The 18,193-nt window shown below is 56.4% G+C and carries 16 protein-coding genes; 8 read left to right on the top strand and 8 right to left on the bottom strand.

What is annotated here, in order from left to right:
- Positions 1 to 55 precede the first annotated feature (55 nt).
- The 4 genes from phnC to ACRZ91_RS15275 are packed head-to-tail and all read left to right on the top strand — an operon-like array spanning position 56 to position 3,379.
- Positions 56 to 850, top strand: coding sequence for a phosphonate ABC transporter ATP-binding protein (phnC, locus tag ACRZ91_RS15290; protein WP_170774565.1), 795 nt, complete (start codon positions 56 to 58; stop codon positions 848 to 850).
- Positions 847 to 1,662, top strand: a complete 816-nt coding sequence (phnE, locus tag ACRZ91_RS15285) for a phosphonate ABC transporter, permease protein PhnE (RefSeq protein WP_170471464.1) — start codon at positions 847 to 849, stop codon at positions 1,660 to 1,662. The genes phnC and phnE (ACRZ91_RS15285) overlap by 4 nt, the downstream gene beginning before the upstream one ends.
- The gene (phnE, locus tag ACRZ91_RS15280) at positions 1,662 to 2,477 is read left to right on the top strand and encodes a phosphonate ABC transporter, permease protein PhnE (RefSeq protein ID WP_010438311.1); all 816 of its coding nucleotides are present in this window, start codon (positions 1,662 to 1,664) and stop codon (positions 2,475 to 2,477) included. Before phnE (ACRZ91_RS15285) ends, phnE (ACRZ91_RS15280) begins: the two co-directional genes overlap by 1 nt.
- The gene (locus ACRZ91_RS15275) at positions 2,441 to 3,379 is read left to right on the top strand and encodes a TIGR01459 family HAD-type hydrolase (protein ID WP_170471468.1); all 939 of its coding nucleotides are present in this window, start codon (positions 2,441 to 2,443) and stop codon (positions 3,377 to 3,379) included. The genes phnE (ACRZ91_RS15280) and ACRZ91_RS15275 overlap by 37 nt, the downstream gene beginning before the upstream one ends.
- 168 nt (positions 3,380 to 3,547) lie before the next feature.
- Here the strand turns inward: ACRZ91_RS15275 and ACRZ91_RS15270 are convergent, their stop codons facing one another.
- From ACRZ91_RS15270 to iolD, 7 genes are all read right to left on the bottom strand, one after another.
- Positions 3,548 to 5,233, bottom strand: coding sequence for a tryptophan halogenase family protein (locus tag ACRZ91_RS15270; protein WP_170471469.1), 1,686 nt, complete (start codon positions 5,231 to 5,233; stop codon positions 3,548 to 3,550).
- A 1,126-nt stretch (positions 5,234 to 6,359) separates the two neighbouring features.
- On the bottom strand, positions 6,360 to 7,349 hold the full coding sequence (gene iolG, locus ACRZ91_RS15265) for an inositol 2-dehydrogenase (RefSeq protein ID WP_480906846.1): 990 nt from the start codon (positions 7,347 to 7,349) through the stop codon (positions 6,360 to 6,362).
- A 1-nt stretch (position 7,350) separates the two neighbouring features.
- On the bottom strand, positions 7,351 to 8,181 hold the full coding sequence (locus tag ACRZ91_RS15260; RefSeq protein WP_260023459.1) for a class II fructose-bisphosphate aldolase: 831 nt from the start codon (positions 8,179 to 8,181) through the stop codon (positions 7,351 to 7,353).
- Positions 8,178 to 9,035, bottom strand: coding sequence for a 5-deoxy-glucuronate isomerase (locus tag ACRZ91_RS15255; RefSeq protein ID WP_480906843.1), 858 nt, complete (start codon positions 9,033 to 9,035; stop codon positions 8,178 to 8,180). The genes ACRZ91_RS15260 and ACRZ91_RS15255 overlap by 4 nt, the downstream gene beginning before the upstream one ends.
- Positions 9,036 to 9,047: 12 nt before the next feature.
- Positions 9,048 to 10,025, bottom strand: coding sequence for a 5-dehydro-2-deoxygluconokinase (iolC, locus tag ACRZ91_RS15250; protein ID WP_480906840.1), 978 nt, complete (start codon positions 10,023 to 10,025; stop codon positions 9,048 to 9,050).
- Positions 10,022 to 10,861, bottom strand: coding sequence for a phytanoyl-CoA dioxygenase family protein (locus tag ACRZ91_RS15245; RefSeq protein WP_480906837.1), 840 nt, complete (start codon positions 10,859 to 10,861; stop codon positions 10,022 to 10,024). Before ACRZ91_RS15245 ends, iolC begins: the two co-directional genes overlap by 4 nt.
- A complete protein-coding gene (iolD, locus tag ACRZ91_RS15240) occupies positions 10,861 to 12,729 on the bottom strand; it encodes a 3D-(3,5/4)-trihydroxycyclohexane-1,2-dione acylhydrolase (decyclizing) (protein ID WP_480654613.1) in 1,869 nt (622 codons plus the stop codon). The genes ACRZ91_RS15245 and iolD overlap by 1 nt, the downstream gene beginning before the upstream one ends.
- Positions 12,730 to 12,858: 129 nt before the next feature.
- Between iolD and ACRZ91_RS15235 the strand changes: the two genes are divergently transcribed.
- From ACRZ91_RS15235 to ACRZ91_RS15225, 3 genes are read left to right on the top strand one after another with little or no spacing between them, the layout of a single operon-like run.
- A complete protein-coding gene (locus tag ACRZ91_RS15235) occupies positions 12,859 to 13,962 on the top strand; it encodes a Gfo/Idh/MocA family protein (protein WP_480906834.1) in 1,104 nt (367 codons plus the stop codon).
- 19 nt (positions 13,963 to 13,981) lie between these two features.
- Positions 13,982 to 14,875, top strand: coding sequence for a TIM barrel protein (locus tag ACRZ91_RS15230; RefSeq protein ID WP_480617676.1), 894 nt, complete (start codon positions 13,982 to 13,984; stop codon positions 14,873 to 14,875).
- A 13-nt stretch (positions 14,876 to 14,888) separates the two neighbouring features.
- Positions 14,889 to 16,022 carry a Gfo/Idh/MocA family protein gene (locus ACRZ91_RS15225; protein ID WP_319545610.1) on the top strand — a complete coding sequence of 378 codons (1,134 nt, stop codon included), beginning with the start codon at positions 14,889 to 14,891 and terminating at the stop codon, positions 16,020 to 16,022.
- Positions 16,023 to 16,024: 2 nt separating this feature from the next.
- Here the strand turns inward: ACRZ91_RS15225 and ACRZ91_RS15220 are convergent, their stop codons facing one another.
- A complete protein-coding gene (locus ACRZ91_RS15220) occupies positions 16,025 to 17,023 on the bottom strand; it encodes a LacI family DNA-binding transcriptional regulator (protein WP_480906831.1) in 999 nt (332 codons plus the stop codon).
- 188 nt (positions 17,024 to 17,211) lie between these two features.
- On the opposite strand from ACRZ91_RS15220, the gene ACRZ91_RS15215 reads away from it, so the two are divergent.
- Positions 17,212 to 18,162, top strand: coding sequence for a sugar ABC transporter substrate-binding protein (locus ACRZ91_RS15215; protein ID WP_029621694.1), 951 nt, complete (start codon positions 17,212 to 17,214; stop codon positions 18,160 to 18,162).
- The last annotated feature ends 31 nt before the right edge of the window (positions 18,163 to 18,193 follow it).

Here is an 18,193-nt window from a genome sequence, read left to right as displayed (position 1 = left end):
GATACTATAATGACGGGCCCCTCCGGGCCCGTCTCAACCCTTACAGGGGTGTTAAATGCTGCGGCTTCAAGAGCTTACTAAAACTTATAAAACCGGAGATAAGGCCCTAAAGGCAATCAATCTTGAGGTGCCCAAGGGACAGGTGCTTGCTTTGATCGGGCCATCCGGTGCAGGCAAATCCACGATGATCCGCTGCATCAACCGACTGGTTGAGCCGACAAGTGGCGCTGTCATGCTAGATGATACCGACCTGACCAAACTTGGTTCAGGCGGACTGCGCAAAGCGCGACGCGAAATGGGTATGATCTTTCAAGAATATGCGCTCGTTGAACGCCTGACGGTTATGGAAAACGTACTGTCAGGGCGGTTGGGGTATGTCGGCTTTTGGCGTAGCTTCCTGCGGCGATACCCTCAATCTGATGTCGATGAAGCCTTTCGTCTGCTGGATCGGGTCGGACTGCTGCATATGGCAGACAAACGCGCCGATGAACTGTCGGGCGGTCAGCGTCAGAGGGTCGGCATCTGCCGCGCTCTGATTCAGAACCCCAAACTTTTGCTGGTGGATGAGCCAACTGCCTCGTTGGACCCCAAAACCAGCCGTCAGATCATGCGGTTGATTACCGAGCTTTGTCAGGAACGCGGATTGGCAGCGATCATCAACATTCACGACGTGGCGCTTGCGCAGATGTTCGTGCCGCGCGTCGTGGGCCTTCGATTTGGCGAGATCGTATATGACGGCCTCCCCACCGGTCTTACCCCCGACAAACTAACTGAAATCTACGGTGAAGAAGACTGGGAAGCCACGATTGAAAAAGTGGACGAAGACGAAGAGATCGAGGCCGCAGAATGAGCCACACCGAACTTGATGACGTTCTTGGCAAGGGGTGGCGCAAACCGCCGTTTGTTAAGAACGCGATGCTCCGCTGGGCTCTGATTGTTGGTTTTGTTGCCTATCTGATTGCCGCCATTCTGACCATCGAGGTCGATTGGGGTCGGGTTTATGAAGGGCTGGATCGCGGCTGGGCCTTTGTGCTCGCCTTCACCAGCCCCGATTTCATATCGCGCTGGGGCGATATCTGGAGCGGTTTGCTGGAAAGCATTGTCATGACTGTTGCGGCGTCCGTTGTGGGCATCCTGATTTCGATCCCGATCGGGCTGGGCGCTGCACGCAACATCGCTCCTCTGCCCATCTACGTCATCTGCCGCGGCATTGTCGCCATCAGCCGTGCCTTGCAAGAGATCATTGTAGCGATCCTGTTGGTTGCGATCTTTGGCTTTGGTCCGCTGGCAGGTTTCCTAACGCTCTCATTCGCCACCATCGGGTTTCTGTCGAAGCTTCTGGCTGAAGATATCGAGGCCATGGACAAAGTGCAGGCTGAAGCCATCAAAGCCTCGGGCGCACGCTGGATGCAGTGGATCAATTACGGCGTGCAGCCGCAGGTCATGCCGCGGCTGGTTGGTCTTTCAATGTACCGGATCGATATCAATTTCCGCGAAAGCGCCATTTTAGGGCTTGTGGGTGCGGGCGGCATCGGAGCGACACTGAACACAGCCTTCGATCGATACGAATACGACACTGCTGCCGCCATACTGATCCTGATTATCGGGATCGTCATGGCGCTCGAATACCTCTCGGGTATCATTCGCGCGAGGGTACAGTAATGCCGGTTCTGGAGCAGGAAGGTACGCAGATTTGGCGCAGGCGAACGACCGGACAAAGCCTTGTTCGCTGGTTTGGCTGGCTTTTGGGCGTCGCAGTTTTTGTCTATTGCTGGCAGATCATCTCGGCGTCGACGACTTGGTTCTTTGTCTGGGATGCACCGCGCATCGCAAATGACATTTGGACCCGTGCGACACCACCAAAATGGGACTATATCACGCAATTGGGGCGTCCGATCTGGGACACGCTGAATATTGCCACGCTCGGCACGATCATCGCCCTGTTTCTTGCCGTACCAGTCGCTTTTCTGGCTGCGCGCAATACCACGCCCTCGGCCGTTTTCATCCGGCCTGTCGCGCTGCTGATTATCGTTTCAACCCGTTCGATCAACTCGTTGATCTGGGCCCTCCTGCTGATCGCAATCATCGGTCCAGGGGTTTTCGCAGGCGTTATCGCCATCGCGATCCGGTCTATCGGGTTCTGCGCCAAGCTGCTTTATGAAGCCATAGAAGAAATCGACCACACTCAGGTCGAGGCCATAACGGCCACCGGCGCATCGCGCTGGCAGATCATGGCTTATGGCATCGTCCCACAAATTCTGCCCGCCTTTGCAGGCATCGCCGTTTTTCGCTGGGATATCAACATCCGCGAATCCACGGTTCTTGGCCTGGTCGGAGCGGGGGGTATCGGACTGCAACTATCGGCTTCGCTCAATGTCCTGGCATGGCCGCAAGTCAGCCTGATCCTGATTGTCATCCTGATTGCCGTGATGATCAGCGAATGGGTCTCTGCCAAAGTGCGGGGGGCGATCATTTGAGCCAAATCTCGATTGAAGAGGCGTTCGATGCGTACGAAGCTGCGCGGCATCGTCTGCCCTCTGCTGCCGCTACTGGCCAGTCCTTTCGTCGGGTGGAAACACTCGAAGATGTAGCCGATGAGTTTGACGTCTTCCTTTTGGATGCGTTCGGAGTTCTTAACATTGGTGAAACCGCTATCCCCGGTACGCCTGAACGGGTCGCAAATCTAAAGGCCATGGGAAAGCGCGTTCTTGTGGTTTCGAATGCTGCCGGGTTCCCTCATGCGGCATTGATCGAGAAATACACTCGGCTTGGCTATGATTTTGCTTCGCAGGATGTCATCACCAGCCGAGCAACGCTGCTTGCAAATCTTGATTTGCAACGCGATCTGCACTGGGGGTTGATGGCAACACCAAGCACGGGCCTTCGCGATCTGGAAGGTTTGAATCTGACCTATCTGGAAGAAGATCCAACACCCTATGATGCGGTCGACGGATTTTTGATGATTGGGTCCGCGGCCTGGACCGAAGCGCGTCAGGCATTGTTGGAGTCTACTCTGTCAAAGCGGCAGCGACCTGTATTGGTCGGCAACCCGGATATTGTTGCCCCCCGAGAAAGTGGCTTTTCAATTGAACCTGGCCTGTTCGCACACCGCCTCGCCGACCGAACAGGTGTGGTCCCTGAATTCTTCGGAAAGCCGTTCGGCAACATTTTCGATCTGGCATTCAAACGGCTGGGATCCATCGACAAATCCCGCGTTCTCATGGTCGGCGACAGCTTGCATACAGATATTTTGGGCGCAAATGCAGCAGGGATCGCGTCGGCTTTGGTCTCAGGTTACGGTTTTTTTGCCGGACACGATATTGAAACAGCAATCGACAAGGCCGGTATCGTTCCGGACATCATCGTAAGCCGTCCTTGAAACTGGCCGAAACCCCATCGAATGCTATCTATAGGACCGCCAAGACATACCAAACCAAGAGTTGGTCAGAGGCCTATTCGCTAAAAATAGAACCTGACCAGCAATTGGTGGGTTATGCGTGCCGCTACAACGTATTGGAAGACGCTCTACTGCGTTTTCAATACTGCCCTAGAATAGCTGCAAGTCCTTCGCGCCACTTTGAATTTCGGCGAAGTTCGGCATGTTCTGCACAACCACAGGAGCCGGAGCGGTGCCCGGCATCGCTACTGTTGGTTTCGCAACAGCCGCTTTACCAAAGGCGGGTTTCTCCAGCTCTCCTCGGATATCGCGCAGCAGCGTTTTGTGATCTGGCATTGATTTGAGGATTTGCGCGAGGTCCATTTTCGCACCTTTCCACCACTGGAACCAAATCGGTTTCTTCAACGGCCGAATGCGATCGCGTATACCCGTGCCATAGCCGGTATCATAAACCTGCTTGCCCAAAAGGACGGTCTGATAAACGCGGAAGTTGAACAGCGTTGCAAACTCGATATCGTGTTCCATCGGCAGACGGTGCTGCCACAGCTCTAGGTTCTCAGCCAACCGATCCGGGATTTTCATCTCGGTGCGGGCGTCGATCCAGTATTGATCATCGGTGCGGTTCCCCAATCGGTAGTGCAGACAGATGAAATCTAGAACTTCGTCGTAGAGCTTGTTCATCTGACGGTTATACCGATTGCGCAGCGCTGGCTCGATATCGCGTGTCGGCAAATGCTCAGCGAACCATCGTATTGCATGATCGATCATATGGATTGCGGTACTTTCAAGCGGTTCTATGAAGCCACCGGACAGACCGATCGCAAGGCAGTTCTTGACCCACGCATTGCGTACGCGGCCGACGCGCATCGGGATCACGCGGGGTGTCAGACCCTTGCCGCTGTCACCCAGCCACTCCAGATATTCATCCGCCGCTTGATCATCGGTACGATGCGCCGATGAATACACATAGCCCGTGCCCACGCGATTGTAGAGTGGCACCCGCCACGTCCAACCTGCACCAAGCGCCGTCGACCGCGTGACGCTTTCGATCTTCTCCGGATCGGGATGTTCGATCTGCAATGCCATGGCGCGATCGTTGGGCAGGTATTCGGAATAATCCATAAATGGCTCGCCCAGCGCCTGATTGATGATCAACCCGCGGAAGCCGGTGCAATCAATGACCATCTCGATGTCATGCCGGCCCTTGCGCTCTAACATCAAATGACTGACGTTACCGTGTTCATCCAGCTCGACCGATTGAACTTCGTCCTGAATATGTTCAACGCCACGCTTGGTGCAGACTTTGGTCAACATACCCGCAAATTTCACGGCATCCAGATGATAGGCATAGCCAAACCGCTGCTCGAATTCGGGCGCACCTAAGGGCCGCGCCCCTTTGCACAGGCGAGCAAGATCATCATGCGGCGAGATCGATTGCGTAAAATCCCGATCGCCATTGCCAAATCGTAGGAAATACTCGGCTGCTTCCAACCCTTCCAGCAATTGACCATGCGCAAACGGGTTTACATAATCAATACGATTGCCCTTTGCGTCGTTGTTCCAGTTGCAGAACTTTACACCCAGCTTGAATGACGCGTTGGTTTCGCGAAAAAAATCTCTCTCAGCAATACCCGCCTGGCGGAGCGTGACCGGCATACGCGGTACAGTCGCTTCCCCAACGCCCACGGTTGAGATATTGGGGCTCTCGATCAGGCAAATACGAGGACGATCCTTAGGCGCTGAAGTGCGTGAAAACACCATGTCCAAGATCAGCGCGGTCATCCAACCGGCTGTACCACCCCCAACGATGGTGATTTTGCGCAAACGATTATTCATGTTTATTTGTCCCTGTTGGCTCGAGGGGAAATTGCAGCTGCTTCTTGTTTTTGTACTGATGTATATTTGGCAGCGTTCCCCGTTGGCTTAGGGGAAACATAACAGCTTTTCTGCGTACAGCCAGAGTCTGTGGCAATTCGTTCGGCTTGCACATCCGCTGATCCGGTGCCAGATCCCTAAAATGCCTACAAATATTTTTATGAAGAGACGTTCATTTTTGTTTGATTGCACTCAGGAAATTCAAGCGTAGTCGCCCAAAGTTTTGCGAGATAATTGCAAACATGGATTATTCTGCTGTTAGCCCGATTAGATTTGCAAGCTCCACTGGTGAGACTTGCCATGTCTCCCAGTTGATATTTCGGAATTACCGCAATGAATTAATAGCTTGTAACACGAGAAGGGCCGCCCAACGAACCCGTTTATTTGAATTTACTGGAACCAAAGTGGCCAACCCTTCAAGGTCTTGTAGGCAGTTTGAGATCAGCTTTGGTTCCGCGCCGGGTCTCCTATGGCGTGATCCAGCACGTTGATCCGGGCCGATTGGATGTAGCATCAATCCTCATTTCTTTCTGTAGATTAGAGGGCCGGTCGAGGCTTGCTGAATGGAGCCCTTGAGTAGCTCAGGCGAAACAGTCTGGGTGGCACGATTGAGATTGGCGTAGACGGCAGAATGTCCAGACCACGCTTTACGGTGACTTCAGGCGATCACCTACCTGCAAATGGATAGCCGGACTGGCGACGTTCATTCTCCAATTCCCGCCATTGCTCGCGAAGGACTTCATTACCCCGTTATCTAGCATGACAGCCGCCAACATCCGTCACAGACAGTTGTTCTCGTTCCGCTGCGCTCGCAGCTCCTTCGCACCCGAACGTTCATCCCGCCAAACTTGGCTCTGCATCTGCAAAAGATCGCAACACTGGCTCCAAGGCGAGTCGCGTGCTTGAAGCGAGTAACCAAGTATATCGGTTTTCCCAACGTCCAAAAAATTTAATCTTTCAGACACATTCCGGACATCTCATGCAGATACTAAACAGTCACGGCGCGCTTGGAGGATGTCTGATGATTTCTTGAGGGGGTACGAGTGCAGCGCGTCGTACCTTATCCCTCATTTCAGTGTGTGAGGCATTACGCGAGCTTCACAACCGATCCCTGCTTCAAGGAAGTGTCTGCCGCATCTGCCAGTTCCTGCGCCCGTAACCCGTCAACGATACCCGGAGAGGGAGAGGATGCGCGAGACACCGCATCAACGAAGTGTCCCATTTCTGCCCGATAGGCACTTTCATATCGCTCAAGGAAGAAATGTTGCGCGGGGGCTTTCTGAAACCCGGCAGGTGTCGCAATCTCGACCGCATTTTCCAGCATGTTTTCAGCCCGCAACATGCCCTTCTCACCATGAACTTCAATGCGTTGATCATAGCCATAGCTTGCCCGGCGCGAGTTTGAAATCTGGCAAATCTTGCCGCTCGCCGTGGTCAGGGTGACAGCAGCGGTATCGACATCTCCGGCCTTGCCGATCTCGGGGTCGACCAGTGATGAGCCAACCGCGTAGACGCTGATTGGTTCTTCACCCAGCAGGAAGCGCGCCATATCCAGATCGTGGATCATCATATCGCGGAACAGCCCACCCGAGCTTTCGATATAGCTGATTGGTGGCGGCGAGGGGTCGCGGGACAGGATGGTCACGATCTCGACGTTTCCGATTTCGCCGTTGGCGATGCGGGACTGGATATTGGCAAAGCTGGGATCAAAGCGGCGGTTGAAGGCCGTCATGAAGGGCACGCCGGTGGCTTCGACAACTTTGATGCAGTCGCGGATGCGGTTTGCGGACATATCAACTGGCTTTTCGCAGAAGATCGCTTTGCCAGCGTTCGCGGCATTGTGGATCAGATCGTAGTGGGTATCGGTCGGGGTGCCGATGACCACAGCGTCAACATCCGCACTTTCAATCAGATCTTCCGCCGACAGGGCCTGTGCACCGGTATTGTCGGCCAGCATCTGAGCCGGCTCCGCAAACGCATCTGCCACCGCGCTGACTCGCGCGCCATCAATCTGCCCGATTGAGCGCGCATGAACTTGCCCGATCCGTCCGCAGCCCAGTAAGCCGATATTCAGCATCTCATGCCCCTTTGAACGCTTTCAGAACCCGGCGGGTCGCTTCGACAACCGGTTCATGTGTCTGTTTCAGGATTTGAACGCGGTCGAACCTGTCAGGGTCGGCATTCACGGCAGTACGCAAGGCATTACCAAATGCCATCCGCAATTCGGTCCCAATGTTGAATTTGCAGATTTTCGACCCGCGTGCCAGAGCAGAGCGCTGTGCGACTGGCACTCCTGAACCGCCATGGATCACCAGCGGTACTTCAGTCACGGCTTCGATAGCGCGGATGCGGGCCTCGTCCAAGCCACCTTCTTTATTCTGCTGTAGATGGACGTTGCCGACCGAGATGGCCATCGCGTCCACGCCGGTCTCGCGGGCGAATTGTGCGGCCTCATCCGGATCGGTGCCGTCCGAGCCCTCGCCGCCGGAGTAGCCAACAAAGCCGATTTCTCCTTCGCAGGAAATACCGGCAGAATGGGCCATTTCGGCAATCGCTGCGGTCTCGGCAATGTTCTGCGCCAATGGTTTGCGCGAACCGTCGAACATGACCGAGGTGAAGCCACTGTCGATGGCGATGCGGCAGTCTTCATGGGTGTAGCCGTGATCCAGATGGGCCACGACAGGTACGCTTGCCCCCTCGGCCAAATGGCGAAACATCTTGCCCAGAACCGGCAGCGGCGTGTGTTCGCGGCAGGATGGACCGGCTTGTAGGATGATAGGCACGCCTTCGGCTTCGGCGGCGGCCACATAGGCGCGCATATCCTCCCAACCCAAAGTCACCAGCCCGGCCACGGCATAGCCGTCACGCAGCGCGGGTTGCAGCGCGTCCGATAATGTCACAAGGCTCATTTGAACTTGGCCACCATGTCCATGATTCCGGGGATGGTGTGCAGCTGGGCTGCATGGGTCGGTTGGAAGTACTGTTTTAGCGAGCGCTGGCTGAGGCCGCCGAGGATGGTGAAATAGTACATCTCGTACCCCGGCAGAACCGCGCAAGGGTGATAGCCTTTGTCGATCATGATCGTTGAACCATCCATGATGTGATAGGCATCGCCCGGCTTGTTGTCCTCACGCTGGAGCATCTGGATGCCCGAGCCATAGTCAGGCCGGAAGCGGAAATTGTAGGTCTCGTCATGGCGGGTTTCGATCATCTCGTCATCGTCACCTTTGCGGTCGGTGTCGTGTTTGTGGCTAGGAAAGCCAGACCAACCGCCTTGACCCACGGTGAAAAGTTCAGACACCAGCAGGCGACCCACCTTGTCGTGGTGATTTGCGCCAAGAATGTGTTTGATCTTGCGGTGCGTTTTGGTGTCGTCAGAACCGTATTGAACCAGATCCAGCTCGGGCACGCGGACATCAAAAGGCTCAAGCACGCGATCGAACTTCGCGCCCGCGATGAAGGTCTCGGTCTCGTCCGTCACGCAGGTGACACGAACTTTGGCGCCGACGGGTACATAGACACCTTCGGGGTCGCCATCCCAGACGTCGATGGTGCGGTTGCCGAGGTTGGTATAAATCGCGCCGTCCACATCCACATCCACAGTGCCGGTCGCAGGCACAATGCAAGTCTCATAGCCTGGCACGGCGTATTCGAACACTTCACCCTTTTTCAGTTTGACGATGTTGAAATAGTTCAGCGGCACCAGATCATTGTCGGCATCGACAATAGGTTTGTTCTGGTTGTCATGGGGCGCGATATGCATCTGCGTCTCCTTTCAGGTATCCGTGGGGCCCGGGTGTCGGGCCAGAAATTCGTCCAGTTCGGGCGTTGTCGGCATGGCCCCGGCACAACCGGGTTTCGACACGACAATGGACGCGCAGGCCGAGCCGCGCAGCACCGCGTCACGCAAGTCATGCCCCGCAGCGATCGAGGCGAGAAGACCGGCCAAGAAGCTATCGCCTGCGCCATTGGGTTTCACGGCGGTGACCGGGTAAATGCCGGTGCGGATCTCTTGCCCGTCGGTCAGGGTGATGGCCCCCTCATGGCCCATCTTGTAGACCACCATCTTGCCGTGGGCGGCCAGTTCGCGAGCTTTGTCCAATCCCTTTTCAATGCCGCCCGCCATAAAGCCGAACTCCTCGTCATTTCCGATGATCAGATCACTTTCGTTACCTGCGCGGGTCAGAACTTCTGAGGCCACTTCGGGCGATGGCCAGCTATAGGGGCGATAATCGATGTCGAAGATTACCGGCAATCCTGCAGCGCGCGCATTTTCAAACGCGCGGAACGTAGCCGAGCGTGAAGGTTCCGCCGCAAACACCGTGCCCGCCGTGATCAGGGCCGAGAAAGCGCTATAGTCGACCTCATCCATATCCGCATCGGTCACTTGGAAATCAGCGGCACCGTTGCGGTAGATAACGTTCTGGAAATCTTCGATGCAGCTTTCGTAGACAGCCAAGGACGTACGTGCCTCGCCACCCACAGCACGGACATATCGCGTTTCCACGCCATAATCCCGCAGCCGGTTTACGCAGAACCGCCCCACAGCATCATCAGAGACCGAGGTGACCAGCGCCGCTTGCGATCCCAGCTTCACCAGTCCGGCGCAGATATTGGCGCTCGATCCGCCCAGATCGGCGCGAAACACATTTGCGTCTTCGCTTTTGGTTCCGACCCGATCCGCAAACATGTCCATTCCGGCCCTGCCGAACACGGCAAAGCGGTTACCTTTTATACCTTCGATCAGAGTCACGTGCGTCCCTCGGTATTGCCTGCCCGCGCTGCATCAAGCACCTCGGGGTAGGGATAGTTCAGACCCAGCAACTGCCGCATATCCGGGCTTGCCTGATCAAGGAAGTCCTGTGGCAGCGCAGCAGGCATATCTTCCATCGGCTTGACCCATTTGGGTAGATACTGGATCAGGATCGCGCTGCGGTCGTGATCCGCTTTGTTCGGCATCGCGCAATGCCACGTCACGCCATAGAACAGAGCGACATCACCGGGCTCACCGGTCATCTGCTCGCATTTGTCGAAGAACTTGTCTTCAGGTGTGGGATACCGCAGCTCTTTCTGCGATCCGGGTACATAGCCGGTCGCGCCGCTTTCCTTAGTGAACGGGTCCAGCAAAACCGAGACCTGCGCGTTCATCGGAAATGACCCATTCAGACCCATGGGATGCGTTTCGGGGCTGTGAAAATCCCAATAGGGATAATCGACATGCGGCTCTTGCCCCGGACCGCCTGGTAGGATGCGATTGGCAGCGATCGAGCCCATGATGAACTCGGTCCCCAGAAACTTGCGGAGGATCTTCATCAAAACCGGATGCGCCGCCATGCGGGAAAACACCTCACCCTTCGCCAACAGATTCCAAACCCGTCGCTGCAGGTTCAGTTTGCCATCCTCTTCCGCAGCACCTTGAAAGTGGGTCACTTTCTCGGCCGCCACCTCGGAATGCTCCATGACGATCGCGCGGGCCTCGGCGATTTCCTCGCGTGTGAACAGGCCTGATATGGCAACCGCTCCGCCGCCATTCAGCAACTCATTAACGATGACGTCAGGATCGGCTGTCTCTGCTGTAAACCGTTTCATCAGATACCCTTACGCTGCTTTTCACGAGTGGTTTCCCATTCAACATGGGCATTGCGCACGTTTTCATCGGCCGAGGTATGAGGGGTTCCAACCTCCCACCAGGCATGGCCTTCGGTTGTCCAACCTTCATAGGCGTCCACATCCATCACGATCACGTAGGTCTTGTCGCTGGCTTTGGCGCGTTTGAATGCCTCGGCCAGCTCCGCTGGGTTCGCCACCTTCTCGGCCGTCGCTCCCATCGAGGTGGCATGGGCCGTGAAATCAACCCCGAAGGGTTCCGGGATGGTCGGGCAATCTTCCAGCAGATTGTTGAAGCTTTCGTTGCCTGTGTTGTTCTGAAGCTTGTTGATGACTGCAAAGCCGCCATTGTCCAGCACCAGAACAATCATCTTTTTACGGCTCAGGACCGAGGAATAGATGTCTGAATTCAACATCATGTACGAGCCGTCACCGCAGAAGGTGATGGTGTCTTTCTCAGGCTCGCGCTCGGATTGGGCAATGCGCGCACCCCAGGCGCCTGCGATCTCATAGCCCATGCAGGAAAAGCCGAACTCGACATCGACTGTACCGATATCCAAAGTGCGCCAGTTGGCTGTAACCTCGGCGGGCAATCCCCCGGCAGCGGCAACCACACGGTCGCGCGTGTCGCACAGTTCGTTCACGACGCCGATGGCTTGAGCGTAGGAATTCGGACGGTTTCCGTAGGAGACATTCTCGGCCACATAGGCATCCCACTTGTGCCGTTCGTCCTGTGCCAGGGATACCCAATCGGATGGCGCAGTGTAATCAACCGCCTGTGTTAGAGCCTGAATTGACAGCTTGGCATCCCCCACGACCGGCAACGACATATGCTTGCCCGCATCATGCCGCGCTGCGTTGATCGAGATGAACTGAGCGTCCTTGTCAAAGGCGGTCCACGATCCGGTTGTGAAATCCTGTAGCCGCGTGCCGACTGCGACGATCACATCGGCCTTTTCTGCAATCGCATTGGCACTGTCTGAACCCGTCACGCCAATCGGGCCGATATTCAGCGGATGGGTTGCCAGCATGTTGGCGCGGCCTGCGATGGTTTCGACGACCGGGATCTGGTGCTTCTCGGCAAGCTCAGTCAGTTCGGCGACTGCTTTGGAATACTGAACGCCGCCACCTGCGATGATCATCGGGCGTTTCGCGCCTGCCAGCGCGGCAACCGCATCAGCGATCTCATCCGCATCGGGCGATTGGCGACGAATGCGGTGGACTTTCTTTTCAAAGAACTTCACCGGGTAGTCATAGGTCCAACCCTGCACGTCTTGCGGCAACCCGAGGAAAGCAGGCCCGCAATCGCCCGGGTCCAGCATCGTCGCAATGGCGGCGGGCAGAGATTGAATGACCTGTGCCGGATGCGTGATGCGATCCCAATAGCGGCTGACCGGCTTGAAGGCGTCGTTCACGCCGAAGGTCGGGTCATAGTAGTTTTCCATCTGCTGCAGAACCGGGTCAGGCAAGCGGGTGATGAATGTATCCCCGCACAGCATCAGCATCGGCAAGCGATTGGCATGGGCCAGTCCGGCTGCGGTCAGCAGATTCGCAGTGCCGGGCCCCGCGCTGGCGGTGCAGAACATGAATCGCTGACGCAGCCATTGTTTGGCATAGCCTGCGGCCGCGAATCCCATGCTCTGTTCATTCTGCCCACGATAGAGTGGCAACTCATCCCGCACGGTATTCAGGGCCTCTCCCAGGCAGGTCACGTTGCCATGGCCGAAAATCCCGAAACCCCCGCCACATAAACGATATTCCTGTCCGTCGATCTCGATAAATTGGTTCGACAGCCAGCGAATGATCGCCTGCGCCGTTGTCAGGTAAACAGTGTCATGTTGCGCGGACATGTCTGCGGGCTCCTTTAGGAAAATTGAGGTGCAATGCCGAATGCAGCTTGCGAGAGTCCTATTCTCACGATACAAGTTTTGCAACCGGTTGCAAATGGTTTTCAAGAAAAAGCGGAGGAGGGCGTCGGAATGGCAGATATCGGCATTGGCATTCTGGGCGGCGGGTATATGGGTAAGGCCCATGCGGTCGCCATGTCTTCGGTCGGGGCAGTGTTCAACACTGCTTTGCGCCCGCGACTTGAGATGGTGTGCGCATCATCTAAAGAAAGTGCTGAGCGTTATCGTCAGTCTTATGGATTCGCGCGTTCGACAGATAGCTGGCGCGAGCTTGTGAGCGATCCGAAGGTCGAGGCGGTCGTGATCGCTACCCCTCAGGAAACGCATCGCGAGATTGCTCTGGCAGCCTTTGCGCTGGGTAAGCCGGTTTTATGCGAGAAACCCCTGGGTGCATCGATGGAAGATGGCGATGCCATGGTGGCTGCGGCTGAGGCCTCTGGTCTGACCAACATGGTCGGATTCAACTATATCCGCACACCCGCCAGCCAACATGCTCGTCAGTTGATCGCCAATGGTGAGATCGGGGAAGTCACATGGTTTCGCGGCGAGCATACCGAAGATTTTTATGCCGACCCGCAGGCACCGGCGACCTGGCGCACATCTGGAATGTCCAACGGGACGATGGGCGATCTGGCGCCACACATGATAAACGCGGCGCTAGCCCTAATTGGGCCAATCGAGCGCGTGATGGCCGAGGTTGAAACGGTTCATAAAACCCGCCCGGGTGGTGAAGTGGATAACGACGATCACGCCCAGATGATGGTTCGCTTCGCTAACGGAGCGATGGGATCGATGTATTTCAGCCGCATCGCGACCGGACGCAAGATGGGATACGCCTACGAGATCAGCGGCACCAAGGGTGCGATCCGGTTTGATCAGGAGGATCAGAACGCATTGTGGCTCTACCGCATGGAAGGCCCCGAGTCCGAACGCGGCTTCCGCAAAATCCTGACCGGCCCCGCCCATCCGGACTATGAGCCGTTCTGTCAGGGCCCTGGCCATGGCACGGGCTATCAGGATCAGATCATCATCGAAGCGCGTGATTTCCTACGCGCGATCGAGACAGGCAAGCCGGTTTGGCCGACCTTCCGTGACGGGCATGAGGTCAACCGGATCGTTGCTGCGGCGCTGGCGTCGTCGGCGGATGAAAACTGGAAAAACATCGAAGATTTCTGAGCATCGGAGACAAGACAAGATGAGCATCAGGATTGGTAATGCGCCCTGTTCCTGGGGCGTGGAATTCGCGCAGGACCCGCGCAATCCGCATTGGAAAACCGTTCTCAGCGACTGTGCCGAGGCTGGGTACAAGGGCATCGAACTGGGCCCAGTGGGCTTTATGCCTGAAGACCCAGCAGTTCTGGCCGATGCGCTTGCCGAGAATGATCTGGAATTGATCGGGGGCGTGGTGTTCCGCAACTATCATGACCCCAACGCGTGGGAGGATGTGCTGGATGCCACTCATCGTACCGCCCGCGCGTTGAAGGCGCATGGGGCGCAGCATCTGGTGTTGATCGATGCGATCTCACCCCGTCGCGCACCAACCGCAGGTCGCGCCGATGAAGCCGAGCAGATGGATAAGGCCGAGTGGACGGCATATCGCGACCGGATCGCCGAAAGCGCACGCATTGGCGCGGAAGAATACGGGCTGACGGTGGGCATGCACGCCCATGCGGCAGGTTTCATGGACTTTGAGCCGGAACTCATTCGATTGCTGGATGAAGTCGATGAAAACCTTCTGAAAATCTGCTTCGACACCGGGCATCATTCTTATGCCGGGTTTGATCCGGTTGGCTTCATGCAGCGCTACGTTGATCGGATCTCGTATATGCACTTCAAGGATATTTCGCCAACCGTGAAGGCGGATGTCATTGCCAACCGGACGGGCTTTTACGATGCCTGCGGGCAGGGGATTTTCTGCAATCTGGGTGAAGGCGACGTGGACTTCCCGTCGGTCCGTCAGGTGCTGCTGGATGCAGGCTTCACCGGGTGGTGCACGGTTGAACAGGACTGCGATCCTACACTTGATCCTGATCCAGTCGGCGACGCGCGGAAGAACCGCGAATACCTCGAATCCATTGGTTTCAATTGAGGAGGCCAAGACGATGACCAAGCTGAAATGGGGCATGATTGGCGGCGGCGAAGGCAGCCAGATCGGACCGGCGCACCGCTTGGGCGCGCTGGCGGACGGGCATTTCGAATTCGCTGCTGGGGCGCTGGATCACCGGCCCGATGTTGGTCGCGAATACGCGCAAAGGTTGGGCATCGCGGCAGACCGTGCCTATGGCGATTGGACCGAGATGTTGGCAGGTGAGCGCGGACGCGAAGACCGGATCGATCTGGTCACCGTGGCCACGCCCAATGCCACGCATTTTGAGATCACCAAGGCATTCCTTGAGGCCGGGTTCAATGTGCTTTGCGAAAAACCCATGACCATGACCGTGGAGGAGGGCGAAGAGATCGTCAAAGTTGCCGAGAAATCCGGCAAGATTTGCGCGGTAAACTATTGCTATTCGGCCTATCCGATGGTGCGTCAGGCCCGTGCGATGGTGCGCGCCGGTGAGATTGGAAAGGTCCGTCTTGTCGTCACTAATTTCAGCCATGGCCATCATGGGGATGCCACTGATGCCGACAATCCGCGCGTCCGCTGGCGCTATGATCCGGCGATGGCGGGCGTGTCCGGGCAGTTCGCCGATTGTGGAATCCATGCAATGCATATGGCTGGTTTTATCGCCGATGATGAGGTTGAGACTCTGTCGGCGGATTTCGCATCCACCATTGGTAGCCGCGAACTGGAAGATGACGCCATGGTCAATTTCAGGACGCAAAAAGGCGCGGTCGGTCGGCTGTGGACATCGTCTGTCGCCATCGGTCGGCAGCACGGGTTCGACATTCAGGTGTTTGGGGAAACAGGCGGCTTGCGCTGGGCGTCCGAGCAGCCAAATCAGTTGATCTATACGCCTGTTGGCGGTCGCATGCAGATCATCGAAAAAGGTGAGGGCGGTTTGCACGAAGAGGCTCAGCGCCTAAGCCGTGTGGCGATTGCGCATCCCGAAGGGTTCCCTCTGGCTGTTGCGAATATCTATTGCGATCTGGCGGATGCCATATCCGGAGAAACCCGTGACGGTCTGCCGAATGCCGCGGACGGCGTTCGGTCGATGGCTGCGGTGCATACTGCGGTCGAATCCGCAAAACAGGGCAGCGCATGGATGGATGCGCGCCCACCGATGTTCCGTTAATTTTAAGGGACGGGGCGCAACGTGCCCCGTTCCACCACCGAGCAGGGAAAGATGCGCGCTTCAGGGTATCGGTCAGGCTCGTTCAGGGTCGCCACCATCAACTCGATCGAGGAACTGACGATCTGGCGGATCGGCTGATGGATCGTGGTGAGGTCGATATTCTCCCACCGCGCCATTTCCATGTCGTTCAAGCCAATGATGCCGATATCCTCGGGCACGTTTAGGCCGCTATCCAGAATCGCGGACAACACCCCGATGGACAATACGTCATCACCGCAAAAATAGGCGTCAGCCCGTTCAGATTTCAAAAGGCTCAGCATTTCCTGGCGACCTGCGTCGAATGAGTAGGCCTCGGCAAATGAGCAGGTCACAGTGATCTGAGGGTGCAGCGACATTTCTGACATGAAGCCCGCATGGCGATCTTGTGTAGAAGTTGCGGCTTCAGGTCCGCCAAGGAAGGCCACCTTTCCATATCCGCGTGTAACAAGTTCGCGCGCCGCCATGCGCCCGCATTCCACGTTGTCGATGCCCACAACATGAACCTGGGGTGACGAAGAGGACCTGCCGAAACTGTGAACCACTGGTACACCTGCATCGCGAAACGCTTTGGCAAAACCAGGTGGCAACGTCGAGGATGCCACCACGACGCCATCAACCGAATACTGCCGCAGCATACGAACCGAGTTTGCCGGATCTACCTCATCGGTTAGGTTCACCAGCAACGGGCGCAGGCCGCGGTCCTGCAGGCCGCGGGTAAAAAGGTCGAAGACTTCAAGAAAAATAGGGTTGTGAAAGTTGTTCGAGACCAGTCCGATCAGTTTTGTACGTCCTGTTGTCAGCGAGGATGCCAGGGCGTTTGGGCTGTATCCCAGCTCACGCGCGGCCTTCTCAACCTTGCGACGCATTTTGTCGGAAACCGAGGCTCCATCGGTGAAAGTGCGCGACACAGCGGACCGGGAAACCCCCGCGCGTTCTGCAACCTCTTTCAATGTGACAGCCATATTCCGCCTGACCTTTCTAAGTTTTTAGCAGCCCTTTTACCCGTATTCTCTGGCAGATACAGTATGAAACACTTCCAATATGTTTTGCAACCGGTTGCAAAAAGATATCAGATATGTTCTAAATCGAGTCGGAGAGGTTCGGAGAAAAAACCTCGTTCCGGGAAAACGATATGTTTTGGGAGGACATTATGACTTCACTGACGAAGAAGCTGGCGCTGGCCGCTGTCGTCGCAGCGACGCCTTTGATTGCAGCCACGAGCGCTGCGGCTGAGGGTGAGAAATACATTCTGGTTAGCCACGCCCCTGACAGCGACAGCTGGTGGAATACCATCAAGAATGGTATCGCGCTTGCGGGCGACCAGATGGGTGTCGAGGTTGAATATCGCAACCCGCCTACCGGCGACCTTGCCGATATGGCGCGGATCATCGATCAGGCCGCAGCCTCGGGACCGAATGGGATCATTACCACGCTGGCGGACTATGACGTGTTGAGTGGTCCAATCAAATCGGCCGTGGATTCGGGTGTAGACGTGATCATCATGAATACCGGCACCCCGGATCAAGCACGTGAAGTTGGCGCGCTGATGTATGTTGGTCAGCCCGAATATGACGCCGGATTCGCCGCAGGCCAGCGGGCCAAAGGCGACGGAATCGGCTCATTCCTGTGCGTGAACCACTATATCGTGCAACCCTCCAGCCAGGAACGCTGCCAGGGTTTTGCAGACGGTCTGGGGATCGAACTGGGCGATCAGATGATTGACGCCGGTCAGGACCCTGCCGAAATCAAAAACCGCGTGCTGGCCTATCTGTCGGCGAATCCGGATACGGATGCCGTGCTGACGCTTGGCCCGACCTCGGCTGATCCGACTATCCTGGCCCTGGAAGAAAACGGCATGGCTGGTGACATCTATTTCGGCACCTTCGATTTGGGTGGTGAAATCGTCAAAGGCATCAAGTCCGGCGTGATCCAGTGGGGTATCGACCAGCAACCCTTCTTGCAGGCATATCTGCCGGTTGTTGTCATGGCAAACTACCACCGCTACGGCGTTCTGCCAGGCAACAACATCAACTCGGGCCCCGGTTTCGTAACTGCAGACGGTCTGAGCAAAATCGAAGAATTCGCTGGCGAGTACCGCTGATTCTTTAAACGCGGGCACCCTGAGCATGGGG

It is taken from the genome of Ruegeria sp. O11, from assembly GCF_056535285.1.
This window is presented reverse-complemented; position numbering and strand designations above follow the sequence as displayed.